The 13776-nt window shown below is 65.2% G+C and carries 17 protein-coding genes and 1 tRNA gene; 6 read left to right on the top strand and 12 right to left on the bottom strand.

Translation table 11 applies throughout. The features are described from left to right. Positions 1–132: 132 nt before the first annotated feature. Positions 133–351 carry a hypothetical protein gene (locus AB0K21_RS35405; RefSeq protein ID WP_364156102.1) on the bottom strand — a complete coding sequence of 73 codons (219 nt, stop codon included), beginning with the start codon at positions 349–351 and terminating at the stop codon, positions 133–135. 650 nt (positions 352–1001) lie between these two features. On the opposite strand from AB0K21_RS35405, the gene AB0K21_RS35400 reads away from it, so the two are divergent. The 4 genes from AB0K21_RS35400 (at position 1002) to AB0K21_RS35385 (ending at position 4394) form a co-directional block, all read left to right on the top strand. After that, positions 1002–1074: transfer RNA gene (locus tag AB0K21_RS35400), tRNA-Arg, on the top strand. Positions 1075–1324: 250 nt separating this feature from the next. Beyond that, positions 1325–1771, top strand: coding sequence for an HAD family hydrolase (locus tag AB0K21_RS35395; RefSeq protein ID WP_364156099.1), 447 nt, complete (start codon positions 1325–1327; stop codon positions 1769–1771). A gap of 203 nt (positions 1772–1974) precedes the next feature. Further along, positions 1975–3501, top strand: a complete 1527-nt coding sequence (locus AB0K21_RS35390) for a hypothetical protein (RefSeq protein WP_364156096.1) — start codon at positions 1975–1977, stop codon at positions 3499–3501. A 239-nt stretch (positions 3502–3740) separates the two neighbouring features. Next, positions 3741–4394 carry an HAD family hydrolase gene (locus AB0K21_RS35385; RefSeq protein ID WP_364156093.1) on the top strand — a complete coding sequence of 218 codons (654 nt, stop codon included), beginning with the start codon at positions 3741–3743 and terminating at the stop codon, positions 4392–4394. A gap of 171 nt (positions 4395–4565) precedes the next feature. Here the strand turns inward: AB0K21_RS35385 and AB0K21_RS35380 are convergent, their stop codons facing one another. From AB0K21_RS35380 to AB0K21_RS35370, 3 genes are all read right to left on the bottom strand, one after another. After that, positions 4566–5957: a hypothetical protein gene (locus AB0K21_RS35380; RefSeq protein WP_364156090.1), complete on the bottom strand. Its 1392-nt coding sequence runs from the start codon at positions 5955–5957 to the stop codon at positions 4566–4568. 132 nt (positions 5958–6089) lie between these two features. Then, positions 6090–6452: a hypothetical protein gene (locus tag AB0K21_RS35375; RefSeq protein WP_364156087.1), complete on the bottom strand. Its 363-nt coding sequence runs from the start codon at positions 6450–6452 to the stop codon at positions 6090–6092. Between the two features lie 188 nt (positions 6453–6640). After that, complete coding sequence (locus AB0K21_RS35370; RefSeq protein ID WP_364156084.1) at positions 6641–6778, bottom strand: hypothetical protein; 138 nt, start codon at positions 6776–6778, stop codon at positions 6641–6643. A 90-nt stretch (positions 6779–6868) separates the two neighbouring features. On the opposite strand from AB0K21_RS35370, the gene AB0K21_RS35365 reads away from it, so the two are divergent. Next, on the top strand, positions 6869–7345 hold the full coding sequence (locus AB0K21_RS35365; protein ID WP_364156081.1) for an NUDIX domain-containing protein: 477 nt from the start codon (positions 6869–6871) through the stop codon (positions 7343–7345). A 44-nt stretch (positions 7346–7389) separates the two neighbouring features. Here the strand turns inward: AB0K21_RS35365 and AB0K21_RS35360 are convergent, their stop codons facing one another. The 8 genes from AB0K21_RS35360 to AB0K21_RS35325 form a co-directional block, all read right to left on the bottom strand. Next, a complete protein-coding gene (locus AB0K21_RS35360; RefSeq protein WP_364156078.1) occupies positions 7390–8757 on the bottom strand; it encodes a tyrosine-type recombinase/integrase in 1368 nt (455 codons plus the stop codon). Continuing rightward, positions 8754–8948 carry a helix-turn-helix domain-containing protein gene (locus AB0K21_RS35355; RefSeq protein WP_326645039.1) on the bottom strand — a complete coding sequence of 65 codons (195 nt, stop codon included), beginning with the start codon at positions 8946–8948 and terminating at the stop codon, positions 8754–8756. The genes AB0K21_RS35360 and AB0K21_RS35355 overlap by 4 nt, the downstream gene beginning before the upstream one ends. Next, positions 8935–10323: a replication initiator gene (locus AB0K21_RS35350; protein WP_364156075.1), complete on the bottom strand. Its 1389-nt coding sequence runs from the start codon at positions 10321–10323 to the stop codon at positions 8935–8937. Before AB0K21_RS35350 ends, AB0K21_RS35355 begins: the two co-directional genes overlap by 14 nt. A gap of 105 nt (positions 10324–10428) precedes the next feature. Next, entirely contained in the window at positions 10429–10560 is a 132-nt protein-coding gene (locus AB0K21_RS35345; protein ID WP_364156072.1) for a hypothetical protein, read from the bottom strand. Then, entirely contained in the window at positions 10557–10733 is a 177-nt protein-coding gene (locus tag AB0K21_RS35340; protein ID WP_364156069.1) for a hypothetical protein, read from the bottom strand. Before AB0K21_RS35340 ends, AB0K21_RS35345 begins: the two co-directional genes overlap by 4 nt. An 18-nt stretch (positions 10734–10751) precedes the next feature. After that, positions 10752–11465: a DUF2637 domain-containing protein gene (locus AB0K21_RS35335; protein WP_364156066.1), complete on the bottom strand. Its 714-nt coding sequence runs from the start codon at positions 11463–11465 to the stop codon at positions 10752–10754. Positions 11466–11487: 22 nt separating this feature from the next. Then, positions 11488–12861 (bottom strand): FtsK/SpoIIIE domain-containing protein, encoded by a 1374-nt coding sequence (locus tag AB0K21_RS35330; RefSeq protein WP_364156063.1) that lies wholly within the window; start codon positions 12859–12861, stop codon positions 11488–11490. Continuing rightward, entirely contained in the window at positions 12858–13205 is a 348-nt protein-coding gene (locus AB0K21_RS35325) for a hypothetical protein (RefSeq protein ID WP_364156060.1), read from the bottom strand. Before AB0K21_RS35325 ends, AB0K21_RS35330 begins: the two co-directional genes overlap by 4 nt. Before the next feature lie 183 nt (positions 13206–13388). On the opposite strand from AB0K21_RS35325, the gene AB0K21_RS35320 reads away from it, so the two are divergent. Continuing rightward, positions 13389–13754, top strand: coding sequence for a winged helix-turn-helix domain-containing protein (locus tag AB0K21_RS35320; RefSeq protein WP_364156057.1), 366 nt, complete (start codon positions 13389–13391; stop codon positions 13752–13754). Positions 13755–13776: the final 22 nt, after the last annotated feature.

Here is a 13776-nt window from a genome sequence, read left to right as displayed (position 1 = left end):
CCCGCTCCGGCCGCAGAGGTGGGGGCACCAGCCTCGGCCCGAACAGCCCGCTCCGCACAGCCCCGACCGCGACCGGCACCACGGCCACCGCATCCCCCGTCGCCCCCCCATCCCGCAGCCCCGCCCTCCCCCTCACCACTCCTTCATCCAGCACTCCCGCCCCCGCACCCCGCCCCCCTCGATCCAGGAGCTCAGCGCCTTCCCTCGCCGCTCCCGCATCCAGCAGCCCCGCTCCCCGCACTTCCCTGTCCGGTAGCCCCGCTCCCCGCACTTCGCTATCCGGTAGCTCCGCTCCCCCACCCAGCGACCCCGCACCCTCTCCCGCCACTTCCCCGCCCAGCGGCCCCGCACCTTCTCCCACCGCTCCCACGCCTAACAGCCCCGCATCCTCTCCCGCCGCTCCCCCAGCCAGCAGCCCCGCATCCGCCTCAGAGACTCCCCCGTCCAGTAGTCCCGCATCCGCCTCAGAGATTTCCCCGTTCAGTGACCCCGCGTCCTCCCCTGTCTGGAGCCCCGAATCATCCCCAGTCCTCATCCGAGGCTCCGTACCGCTTCCCGCTCCCACCCGAGACGCCCCAGCACCACCGTCTCCCACCCGGGACATCGCGCCGTTCCAGGCACCCTCCCGGGGTCCCTGCCGCCCCCCGCGCCCCTCCCCGCCTCCCGCTTCCCCGTCCGCCCCGGGCCCCGTACCGGCGTCGGCCATCCGGATGGCCGCCTCGTAGCCGGTGAGTTCGGCCACCAGCAACCCCCCGGCCAGAAGCGCGGGCGCCAGCATCGCGCCACACAGCACCGCCGGCCGCAGCGCCCGGCGCCCACGGATACGCTTCCGTCTCCTGTCAATCACGGAGCGTGACGCTAACCCCGCCCAACCTCGCACACCCGCCCACTTGCCGCCCTTTTACTCCAGCTCAGCGAACCGATAACCCGCTGTCCGCCCCGAACTCCCCCTCCAAGCGCGCAACCACTCGCCACTTTCGCTACTCTTACTAGGAGCCCCTGCCTCCGTAGCTCAGGGGATAGAGCACCGCTCTCCTAAAGCGGGTGTCGCATGTTCGAATCATGCCGGGGGCACTCTTCTTGCCAGTGAAAATGCCTTTGACCTGGGCGTTCGCGCCTTCTCTCCATCCGGCCCTACGCAGCCGTGTGCCACTGTGGGCAGCCGTATGTCAGCGGCTGTGGGATATGTGTGGGATGGATCTCGGAGCGTTTCCGCAGGTCGTCTCGCCCCTGAGTGGGCCGTGGTCACCGATCCCACAGCACCGGCCGGCAGCCGGAGCACGGGCCTACGGGGCGAAGCCGACCCCGCCTAGAATCGGGCATCGTGCAGCGATTGGCGCTCTTCGACCTCGACAACACACTCATCGACCTGGACGCCGCCTTCCTGCTGTGGGCGCACGAGTTCGCCGAAGGGCATCGACTCAGCCGGAAGGCCGTCGACCACCTGGTCAAGCTGGACCGCAACGGCTTGCCCCACCGCGAGCTGTTCTTCACCAAGGTCCGCGAGCGGTTCAAGCTGTCCGCTCCGGCAACGGAGCTGTGGGCCGCCTACCGCCAGCGGATGCCCCATCTCGTCCAGTGCCGTCCCGAGGTCATAGACGCGCTGGCAGGTCTACGCGCGTCTGGATGGCGGGTGGGGATCGTCACCAACGGCACGGCGGACAACCAGCTCGGCAAGCTCCAGCGGACAGGCTTGGTCGATGTCGTCGACGGCTACGCGCTCTCAGACAACAGACGCCAGGTGACGGCGTACATATCGACAAGATCATGAAACATGATCTCAGGTGACCCGGACCAGCCATTCGGTGCCCCAGAGACCTTCCTTTCACCGGACGAAGGGCTCTGCGCTTGAAGTACTCGAGTTCTTGAACACCGCACCCGCTCCCGAGGCCAATCGAATGGCTGCCACTGGGAACCGGCCGGCAACCTCATACCCGGCGCCGGAAGCGGTCCAACCGTGCCAGAGTGATCCACATGATCCCCGCACACGTCCCCGACGAGCCACCGCTCACCTACGCCGACAGCTTCGACGTGCCGGTCCTTTTCCGTAACGGGCCTGCGAAGAAGCCCAGGAGGCAGTGGCGGACGGCCAGGCACAAGCCGTGGGTGGGGTCGGGCGGGTTCCCGGCGACCGGCGGCTGGTATGTCTCGACCACCACCTGGCGGGAGATCATCAAGGCCGCCGTTGAGGTCGGCCGCGACGTCACCCCGCACTTGCAGAATCAGCCGCGGTATGCGCATGGGGAACTCGTCGCCCGGGTTGCCCCGCTGTATGCCTATCTCGGCATGCACCCCGTCATGCCTCAGTTCCCCGTACGAGGCACCAAGGGTCGGCGCCTGACCCTGAACCCGGTGTACGCGTACGGTACCGAGCGCAGCGCGAAAAACGCAGCCGCCTACCGGCTGGGTATGACGATGACCGAGTGGGCCTGCCGCTCACTGCTGGGCCTCGGTCAGACCGAGCACCTCGAACTTGGTGGCCCGATCCCCGCCCTGATCAACACGTTCAAGGATCCGAAGGAGAAGCTGCCCGACCTATGGGGGCAGCACCAGGCAGAGGATTCGTACTGGCTGATCGAGGCCAAGGGCGGCGACGTGGGCCTCAGCACGCTCCGCAAGGGGTGGGCGCAACTGGCCGCCGGTAGCAAGATCCTCGGCTCGTACGCCCACCGCACCGTCCTGGTCGGAGCTTGTGTGCGACCAGGAGACGACCTCTTCCTCACCATTGACCACGACTTGCACTCCGGACAGCCGCCGCTCACCCCAGCCGGACTCGATATCGACGATGAGTCAGGGGTCGGCCCAGGCAATCTCGAAGACCGTCTCGGTGACAGCGACGACGCGCTCATCGGCGCGGCCCGCGCCCAAATGCTCGCCTACCTGGCGTTGCGCTCCGCTCCCGCATCGCAACTGCGCACCGTGCCCGTTCTCGCCGACCGCGCCTCCCGTCATCGGCGCTCCGGGCTGACCACGCCTCTGGAAGGCGACGACCTCACCCGCGTCATGCGGGCCGAAGCCCGCGGAGCAGTGCGCCACACCGAGCGGCACATCCTGCGCGCCAGGATCCGTTCCATGGGTCTCGATGACTTCCTCACCTGCCGCATCCCCGGAACCGAGGTTCACCTCGGCATGTCCCGGAAGCTGTTCGCCGCCTGCGAGCGTCTCCACGAGGAAGACCTGGCCATCGCCCAGCGCACCCCGGGGTTGCGCGCCGAGGATCAGCCGGCCGATGTCCAGGAACTCAGCGATGACGCTCAGGAAGAACAGCAACTCATCCAGCGGCGGATCTTCCGCGAGCAGCAGGAGGAAGCCCGCCCCCAGCTGCGCCCTCGGCTCCGCGATGCCTTCGAGCGGGGAGCGACAAGCGACTGGAGTGATCTGCTGCGCCGTCCCCAGGAGCCAGAACTCGACCTGGAAGGCGACGAGGGGCTCCTCGAAGCGGCGACGCCGGAGACGTACCTGGCCGTCAGCCGCTACGGCCTGCCTCCAGCACGCGCCTAGCTATTAGGGCTCGCGTTCGATCAGAGGTGACCTCAAGTCAAGCGTCCGGAATACGGGAAAGCTTCGGGGTGAGGCGCTCGGTGCTGCCGCGATGAGTCCCGACCGGGCACACCAGGGGTTAGCGTTTCCGCAGGTCGCCTCTCCTCTGAGTGGGCCGTGGTCACCGATCCCACAGCACCGGCCGGCAGCCGGAGCACGGGCCTACGGGGCGAAGCCGACCCCGCCTAGAATCGGGCATCGTGCAGCGATTGGCGCTCTTCGACCTCGACAACACACTCATCGACCTGGACGCCGCCTTCCTGCTGTGGGCGCACGAGTTCGCCGAAGGGCATCGACTCAGCCGGAAGGCCGTCGACCACCTGGTCAAGCTGGACCGCAACGGCTTGCCCCACCGCGAGCTGTTCTTCACCAAGGTCCGCGAGCGGTTCAAGCTGTCCGCTCCGGCAACGGAGCTGTGGGCCGCCTACCGCCAGCGGATGCCCCATCTCGTCGAGTGCCGTCCCGAGGTCATAGACGCGCTGGCAGATCTACGCGCATCCGGATGGCGGGTGGGGATCGTCACCAACGGGACAGCGGACAACCAGCTCGGCAAGCTCCAGCGAACGGGCCTGGCTGACACTGTCGACGGCTACGCGCTCTCGGGCATCGAGGGCATCCGTAAGCCCAACGTCGCCCTGTTCGAGATCGCCGCCAGACGATGCGGCGTAAGTCTCACTGATGGCGGCTGGATGGTCGGAGACCATCCAGCCTCGGACATCGGCGGAGGACACTCAGCCGGTCTGCGCACGATCTGGATCGACCGCAGAACCTGGGCCAGCCATGAGCACTCCCCAGATCACGTGGTCACTGACGTGATCCACGCCATGGACATCCTGCGCGCCGCTGGTGAATGATCTCCGGGAGAGCGACCAGGCACCCGGTGGAACATGGAGAGGCTCTGTCATGAGCAGCGAAGCCCTGGAGAGACAGGCCGACCTCGGCACGTAGGGTCGTGGGCTTCGAATTAGCTTCATAGCGAAACCCCTTACACGTGAGATTGCTCACTAGCCCCAGAACGAATTCAGCTAACGGTCGTATGAGGCGTCATCCGTACTGTTTCCGTCGGTTAGCATGAATGCGGCAGGCTGCGCTAGAAGCTCTTTATCTGCATGGCGATGTTCCACCGCCTTCATCTCCTGGAGAATCATCACTGGATCTCGGAGCAGTTCGGGGTTTCGCTGAAGATGCGAGAGTTGGCCAACGGTTAGAGTATGGGCAGTGAGTAGATCGCCATCTTTGAGCAGCAAGGTGGCATCGAGAAGGACCACTGCTTTGGAAGTTTTTTCAAGGGATGTGATGAGCTGTGAGATCGCTGCACTTTGGATGCTGTTCACCTCAGCTTCAATTTTACGTACACCATGTAGCTCGACCGCTCGGCGTATTTCGGCGGCAACTTCTTTCCCTGCAGGAGAGGTCGCCAAATCTTTTCCTCGCGAAATCATGCGACGGAACCATGAGCCAGTAATTGGTTCTTCGCGGCGTATAACCTCTTCGCCGTAGGACTCAAGTACTCCCTCAAGTGCAGCCTGGATTTCCTGCCCATTTTCTTCGGTGTCCGCATAGATAGCGATAGAGGAGTCTTCGGTACGCCATAGCGGGTTTGCCAGCCTTACAGATATCGAACGAGCGAAAGACTGCTCGATTGTAAAGCCGGGCGGATCTGCCTGGACTACTTCTTTAGCGCTATCATTTGAGTTCGACCGGATCGCCCCACCCAGGGAGTGGTATTTCTTTATAAATTCACTTCGATCCTCTTCGCTCATCTTGGAACGTCGTCTATTGAGGCGATTTGTAGAAGGCAGACGGCGGTATCCAGTCGCTTCCCCCTCCGACCCAAATGGAGAAAGATCGAAGACGCCGGGACGCTCCGAAAGAATGTAGCTCGTTACAATTTCGGCTATCCGTGCGGCAGCTTCGTGGTCAACCTGGTATCTATCCGCCGTTTCCCTAACTATCCTTTGGATAATTGACGCTTGCTCCGAAGGGGTCGCACCAGCGCTTCGTCGAAGCGGCGAATCAAGCGGTTCAGAATCGAAAGCCACTTCCGGCGCCAGAACGGCATAGGACCGCGCCGATATTACGTTATCGATTTGATCGAGCTCGGCCCTTTGGGGCGCTATCTTCGACAGCAATACCCCCTCTATTGCACGTGCCGCTTTTCTGACACCACTCAGCCCCCTGACGCCATCTTTAGTTAGAGCTCCGATGAGCGAGCCTATTCGCTTAGCGGCCGTCGCTGCCTGCTGTAAATCATTTTGATAATTTAGATGCAAGTGATTGAGATAAACCGCCAATGCCTGGTGATCAGCTTCTGAAAGAAGTTCAGTTGATTGCTCGATGGCACGGTCGAGGCGATCTAGCGTTTCGGAAACAATCTTCTCATACAGATTCTGTCGAGACCCTTCATCGTTAGCCACGGTAATCACCTTTTCTGGAGAGGGCTGGAAATTTTTAATTCAAAACAGGCGATGTTCTTATCGCACATCGAACGGCTCCCGATAAGTATTGATACTCGGCGGAAGTCGTTCGAGCCATGTCTACCATCGTGTCTAGCAGAGCTGCTCCTCGCTGTCTTCCCATGTTCCAGGGCACAGGTAGAGGCTGTTGTGCTTGCGTAGGCCGGATTCGATGCCCCCGTCCTTACCGCCTCTGCTGTTCTGTGTATCGACACCGCAGGCTTCGGCGTACTCGTACACGTCGAAGTTGGGGTCGGCATGCCCCAGAACCTGGGCGGTCACCCACATCACGTTCGTGCGGATACTGTCGGTCTCCCGCTGCGAAAGGGTCTCTTCGCCATAGTTAGAGTCTGTTGACCGATCATGTCCAGCGCGATCTCGGCGGTAAGGGGAGTCGGACCAATCCTGCTGCTTGATCTCGGTGGCAAACTCACGCGCGAGTCGGCTTAGAGCCATGCTGTTCCTCCGATAGGAACGAGTTGGCACTGTCCCCCGATGGGATGATCTAGCTCAGACTAGGGCTACGACCTCCCTGCTGCTGAGACCTTTCGAAAGAACAGCATCATATAGGACGGTTAGATACTATATTTAGCTTTAACGGATGCACAGAAACCCCGGAACTTGCCGAACTTTAATTCGTGAAGTTACGGTGGTTTGCGGGCCAGGCCGGTCTCGGCCAGACAGCCATCGATCAGATACGGGCGATACTGAATCCTCTCCAGACCACGCTTGATCACGCGAGCCAGGTGATCGAGGCTCCCCACCGCGAGGTTGGTCAGCACACCGCAGTTCAACAGCGATCAGATGCCCCCTGAACAGGATGAAGCTTCAAAAGCCTCTGGAACGGAAGTTACGTCGGTAGAGTCCTGAGCATGGGCCGCCGGATCGACTTCTACGACGACCCCGCCGCGCCCAAGCCCAACAGCCTGGTTCCGTCAGTGAACGTCGTGGTCACCAACGAGGCGGGCGAGATCCTGATGATCCGTCGCAGCGACAACGGCAACTGGGCCGCGCCCGGCGGCGCGATCGACCTGGGCGAGTCCCTGCCCGAGGCCGCGATCCGCGAGACGTTGGAGGAGACCGGCGTCAGGTGCGAGATTACCGGTCTTGTCGGAACGTACACGGATCCCAAGCACGTGATTCTCTACACCAGCGACGGCGAGGCCCGGCAGGAGTTCTCCATCGTGCTCACCGGCCGAGCCGTCGACGGGGAGCCGACGCCGAGCGACGAGTCCCGGGAAGTGCGTTGGGTGCCGCGGGACGCGGTTTGCTCACTGTCGATGGACCGCTCAATGCGGCTGCGGATCGGCCACTTTCTCGAAGGATCGGACAAGCCGCACATAGGTTGAGGCCCCGGCTTGTGCCGAGGCCTGGAGGCGAGCATCAATGGGAATCATTCGCCGAGAGCGTTGCCGATCTTCCCGTTCATCCGTTCCTGCTGGCCCTCCATGCATTTGGCGTACACCCGGTGGAGGACCTCCACGCTGTGTCCGGCTCGTTTGGCTACCTCAGTAGCCGGTACGCCCGCATTGAGCCAGAGGGACAGGGCAGCGTGTCGCAAGTCGTAGGGTCGGGCGGCGAGCGGTGACCTCACCTGCTCACCGGTGAAGACAAGCGCTCGCGCTTCCTGCCAGACGTAGGAGCATGCCGAGCTGGAGTAGGAACCTCCCTTGGTCGTCCGGAAGAGCCGGCCGTCGTCCTCGGTGCCATAGGCGTCGATGTGCTCACGGATGATGGCGACCAGGACAGGCGGGATGGGAATCTCCCTGGTTTCCTTCTTCGCCCGGTGCTTGAGGCTGCGCGACTCGTGGGTCTCCCCTGAGTTAGTCCATCGCTTGTTCGCCTGCGGTCTCGCCCTCTCCAGGAGGATCTGGCCCCATCCCACTTCGGGCAGGGTGCAGTTCTTCAGACGAAGGTCCGCCGCCTCCTCCGGCCGCAGACCCGCGTAGTAGATGCAAGCGAACAGGGCTCTGAGCCGAACTCCCCGAGTGCGGCCGACCTTGGGCACAGCGGCCAGGAGCTGCTTCGCCTGAGCCGGATTGATCACCGTGCGGGGGTCGACGACGTTGACGGCCTTGGGCGGCCTCCACTTGATCTCATGCAGTGGGTTGGTCGTGAACACCTTCTGCTCTACCGCCAACTCCAAGAGATGATGAAAGATCGCCCGCTTCCGCCGTACCGTGTTGGCTGCGGCCTCCCTGCCATCGAAGGTGACCGAGATGATGTCGAGCGCGATACGGACAACGCGCGCCTCCTGGAGATCCGTCAGCGGAAGGGATGCCTTCTCCAGCCAGCGCAGCGCCACGGTCTGCACACGGGTCAGCGTCTCCCGCCGGTCTTCCGGAAGCAGCACGTGGTTACGTAGCACCTGCCGCAACTCGTCGTCCTCCGGTCGGTCCGGAACATCGGCTACCAGCGCCGGGATTAGCGACAGCAGCGCGTACGCCTCAGTTTCCCGAGTTCGAGGAGCCGTCCTGTGCCACCGGCTGACCACGTACGACTGCGCGAACTGCATGAAAGACGGTCCCGAAGGCTCAGAGGCTGCCAGCATCGAGAGCGGCAATCCGGTGGCGACGTCGAACGCCTCCCCCTTCTTCGCCGCCTGACGAAGGTCGGACAGGAAGTTCTCGGCCAGCGCCTTGGTCCTGAACGTCTTGGATCGTGACTTGGTGCCCGCCTTCCAGCGCGCTTCAAAGGACGGCGCCTTGCTGGACTGGTTCCGGCGGACTTCCCAGATGCGCACTTCGTAGGTGACGGTCACGACGCCTCCCGCAGCGAGTCGAGCCACGCTTCGAGGTCACTGCGCCGGACACGCAGCTCGTCATTGGGGTACTGGATGCAGACCGGTGCCTTGCCGAGTTCCCGCCACCGGTAGAAGGTGCGGCGGGAGATTCCGTTCAGCACGGTGAGCACTTCGGGCACGGTAAGGAGTCGGTCATCAGGCCGAGGCATCGCGCACCTCCCCGAGCACCGGAGGCAGGGGCAAGGGTCTCCCCGTCAATGCAGCAGCGAGGAGAGCGTCTCCGATCGACAGACCTTGTCCGGCGTACTCCCACTCGGCGATCCCTAGGACGGTGTCCTCATCGAAGAGCGGAAGCCGTCCGGTGCTGATCGCCTCACCGCGCATGTAGTCGGTGCGTTCCTGGCGGATGTCGCCGAGGGTGGTGGAGTAGCGGCGGCTCTTGGTGGAGAAGTGGCCCCGGAAGCCCAGCATGTTCGCCCATTTGATGAGCCGGAACTCGGTCAGCTCGTCGAGGGCGCCCAGGCGCAGGCACTCGGAGATGAGCCGCCGGGCGTGGTCGCGGATCGGCAGGGCGGTCAGGTCGTCGAGGGGGTTGATGCGCCGGTCGAGGGTGCCGACGCATTCGGCGGCTTTGGTGGCGTACTTGGCGATGTAGGCGGCTACGGCCTGTTCGGTGAGGTCACCGGTCATCGTGATCTTGCGAACGTCGAGTTGGGCGCCCCACTGGAAGGCCCGCGCGGGTTCGCCAGGTACCGCAGGGACGGTGACCGCGACGGCGGAGGCGGCGTGTTGTACGGCGTCGGTCATCAGGTCGGCGGTTGCCCAGGCCGGTGGAGGGGTAGCCGGCCCTTCGGGGCCGTCGATGCGGATGACCGCGTGAAAGTGGACGACGCCGCGCCGCTGATACTCGGCGACTTTGGCGAAGGAGAGCACGGCCTGTTCCCGTAGCTCCCGCTGGGTCAGTCTGGCGTTCTTGGCGAGGCGTCGGCGAAGGGCTTCGGTGAAGCGCCGCCACAACTCCGGGGACATGGCGTTGAACAGCACGCTTCCCGCGTAGTCGTAGCAGTCCGGGCAGAGCGGTTCACCGAGGCATTGTTCGTCGGTCCCGTGTCGAGCGGTGCAGGACATGACGCGCCCGTGCGGGCAGGTGGCCGCATCCCGCCGGGCGTGGCAGGGCAGGACGGTGCCGTTCTTCTCTCGCCGGGTGTGGACGGTGCCGAAGGAGGGGGCGGTGAGGGTGACGAACAGGCAGGGGTGCGCGGTGACCGAGGCCGGGACGCCCTTGCCGCCGACGAGGCCCGCGCGGATGAGGTGGTAGGTGTCGGCCCGGTAGGTCTCGGCGCAGGCCGGACAGCGCGAGGCGCGCCGGGTCTTGCAGGGGACGCGAAGGATGCCGTCCGGTTCGGTCGCGGTGCTGTAGCTGTGCAGGCGCTGGCCGGTGGCGGGGTCGAGGTGGTGGACGTGGCCGCGTAGATGGATGGGCTGTCGGCAGCCGCCGATCCGGCGGATCTGGGAGGCCCACCGGGCGTATTGGGGGTCGTGGAGCCGGGTGATCATCCCGGCTACCGCGTGGGGGCTTGGCATGATGGAGGTGTCCCTTCCGGGCTTTTCGGGGTTCGGTGCGGGATGGCCCCCGACGTGGCGGACGTCTTGGCGGATGTGTGGTCACGCCGGGGGCGCCGAGGACTCTCAGCTGAAGCCGAGGCCCTCGCAGTGCTCGCAGGTTGGGCCGTAGCTGTCGACGCCGGTCCCGCCGCAGTGGCAGCACAGCCAGTGCTTGGGCGCGATGTCGACGAGCGGGGCGTCTGGGTTGCCGGTCATGTGATCCACCTCCTTTCGGGGCGCTTGGGGGCGGTATTGAGGAACACACGCCAGGTGTGTGGCCGCTGGTGAAGCGGCAGGATCTGCGAGATCGAGCCGATGGGGAGGATCGTGCGGATCTTGTTGACGGCGTAGGCGATTTCGGCGTGGGTGCCGTCGATGCGGATGCGCATGGGGGTTCTCCTTGGTGTTCAGGCGGAGGTGGGGCTGTCGCGCAGGGTGCGCAGCAAGTCGGAGGCGAGCTGACTGGACACCCCGAGGCGGGTGCGCAGGGCGTCGCGGGTGATGGGTCTGCCGTGCCGGGCGTGGTGTTCGTCGGCGACGCGGCGCGCGTAGTCGAGGAGCTCGTTGGTTGGTCCGAGGTCGTTCCGGGCGTTCTCGGTGCCGTTTTGGGGTTCGTTCTGGCCGGGTACGACGAGGCCGGGCAGCGGGACGGGCGTGGCGAGTTCGGGAACGGTCTGCCCTGCGGCGTCCGGAACGAGAACGGGAGTTGGGGACGGTTCGGGACGGGGTTCGGAGGCGCGGCGCTCCAGCATGGAGACCGCGATCAGGAACGCACCGGCCGGGGTCGCGGCGGTGATCCACCCCCAGGCCGAAGGGTGGGCTTGGGCGAGGTTCGCGGCCAGGGACAGGGCGATCCCGCCGACGAGGACGAGGGTCGGCCAGGAGATCCAGCCGCTTCGTTCCCGTCCGTTCTTCTTGTCGCGCTGTCGTTCCCGTGCGGCCATGACACAGGTGAGGTCGACGCAGACCGCTATGGCCCAGGCCATCCAGCCGTCCTGTCCGTGTTCGGTGGCGGTGTCGCGGATGTGGGTGAAGCTGCCGGCCCCGGCGATCGCGGCGAGGATCAGCACCGGTGCGGAGTCGGCCAGCCGTACGGCCAGACGAGGCGCGGTCGCGGTCACGGCGGTTCTCCTTCCGAAGGGGTCAGGCGATGAGTTCGGGGGTGTCGACGCCGGGCAGTTCGTGACCGAGGCCGGAGGCGGCTACCTGGTTCCACGAAGGGGCCATTTCGGCGTAGGTGCCCGCGGCTTGCTCGGCGGCGGCGGTGGAGACGTAGCCGGACCGCGCCCGGTACCACCGGCCGTCAGAACCGGTGATCACAGCCACGCCGGGCAGTTCCGGCGCGATGGACCGGGCGGCAACCAGGGCGTCGGGGTCGAGGTCGCCCAACGTCATCACCGCGGTCTCGGGATCGTTGACCCGGTGACAGACCCTCCCGCCGATCTGGGCACGCAACGCGGTCACGCCGGGACCGAGGTCGGAGCCGATCCGTTGCCCGGACAGGATCAGGTGGATACCGAACGCACGGCCGAGCTGGGCGATGCGCAGCAGCGCGGTAGCCGTCCGGGTGACCTGATCCTTCTCGGCCTTGTCAGCGGTCAGGTACAGCTCGGCGAGTTCGTCGACCAGGACCACGACCGGGATCGGACGTCCGGCGTCGGGGAGCTGCCAGATGTCGCGCACCCCATAGCGGCGACAGGCCAGCATCCGAGCACCCATCACCGCGATCAGGTCACTGAGCAGGTCGAGGCACTCGGCACGGGTGGTGGCCAGCGCGGTCAGCCGAGCGGCGTAGGCCGACAGCTCGACCCCGCCTTTGAGGTCGAAGCCGACCAGGGCGACCGGTTGCGGGGCCAGGCCGACGATGAGCGCGTTGATCAGGTTGGACTTGCCCGATTGGGTGGCGCCCGCGTTCATCCAATGCGGGATGAGCCGCAGGTCCATTCGCCAGGCCGCGCCGGTCTCCAGCACCCCGACGACCGGCCGGAGCAGGTCCTCGGCCCGCCAACCGTCACGCGGCTCAGCTGGCGGGGAAGCGGGGGCGACGTGGGTTAACGGGTCCTGGGTGATCCCTTGGAGGGTGACGCGGCCAGGTCGGGAGCTGACCACGCGAACCGCCTCGATGCGCCAGGCGTGCGCGAGCCGTTCGCAGACCTTGGCGTAGTCGTCGGGCACTTGGCCGTCGAGGAGATGGAAGGTGATGCGGAAGCCGTGCCGTACGGGCCGGGGCAGGCCCATCCAGGGCTTGGTGTCGACGGCGACCCGTTGGAAGCGCCGCTTGACCTGCACGACGCCGGTCGAGGCGACCAGGCCGGGGACGGTGGTGAACCACCAGCGGTGCCGCTTCTTGGTCAGCCCGCAGCCGGAGGCCACGTGACGCCAGGACCAGCGCAGCCAGACGGCTTTGCGCGGGAAGACCAGGACGTACCAGTAGGAGAGGGGAGCCCAGCGCCGCCAGGCGAGCAGCACGAGCACGACGGCGAGGACCTTGAGTAACGGGTGGTCGAGGGTGATCACAGGTCCGCCCCCATTCCGGTGGAGAGGGAGGCGCCGGCGGAGGCGAAGGAGGCGGCCCGGTAGGAGATGCCCCAGCGTCCGCCTTGCTCCCAGACGTAGCCGACCAGGCCGACGGGGACGACCTCCTCACCGGCGGTGATCTGTGGTTCGGGGGTGGTGCTGACCTTGACCAGCTCCATGCGGCCAAGGTCGTCCTCGAACAGGAAGGTGAGTTCGTACATGACGTTGCCGTCCTTGTCGCGCTTGATCTCGCCAGTGTCCTTGTTGACGAGGCGGGGCTTGGCGGCCTTGACGCAGGTGATCTGGAGCTTGGTGACGTCGACGGGGATGGGGATGGCGCGCATGATCGTTCCTTTGCTAGGCAGGATGCTTAGAACACATGGAACACTTGGAATTCTATGTTGTCAATGAGTTCTTCGACGGCTTGGTTGGCTTCTTTGCGTAGGTGTGCTGAACTGGAGACGCGAAAAGTCAGCGGAGACGCGTCAAGTGCGTCACAAGCGACAACACGAAGCGAGACGAGCGCAATGGTGGAGAAGACCGGCCAGCCGGCCTACTTGCAGATCGTTGACGAGCTGCGCGGCCAGATCCGTACCGGCTCACTCGCGCCCGGTATGGCGCTGCCCTCCATCGCCCAGCTGGGCGAGCGCTTCGACGTCTCCGCCAGCGTGGTCAAGGCCGCGATCAGCGTGCTGCGTACCGAGGGACTGGTGATCGGCCAGCAGGGCAAGGGCGTGTTCGTCCGCCAACCCCCCGCCGAAACCCCCAGGCCCGAGGCGCCGGATGTGAACGCCGAGATCCTGGACCAGCTTGCCCAGACGCGCCAGAGCGTCAAGGAGCTGGGTGATCGACTCGCCGCTCTAGAGGCGGCAGTCTTCGCAAAGCAGAAGTGATCTCGCCGATCCGGCACGCCAA

Origin of the sequence: Streptosporangium sp. NPDC049248 (genome assembly GCF_040678965.1) — a bacterium.
Taxonomy (GTDB): Bacteria; Actinomycetota; Actinomycetes; order Streptosporangiales; family Streptosporangiaceae; genus Streptosporangium; species Streptosporangium fukuiense.
This window is presented reverse-complemented; position numbering and strand designations above follow the sequence as displayed.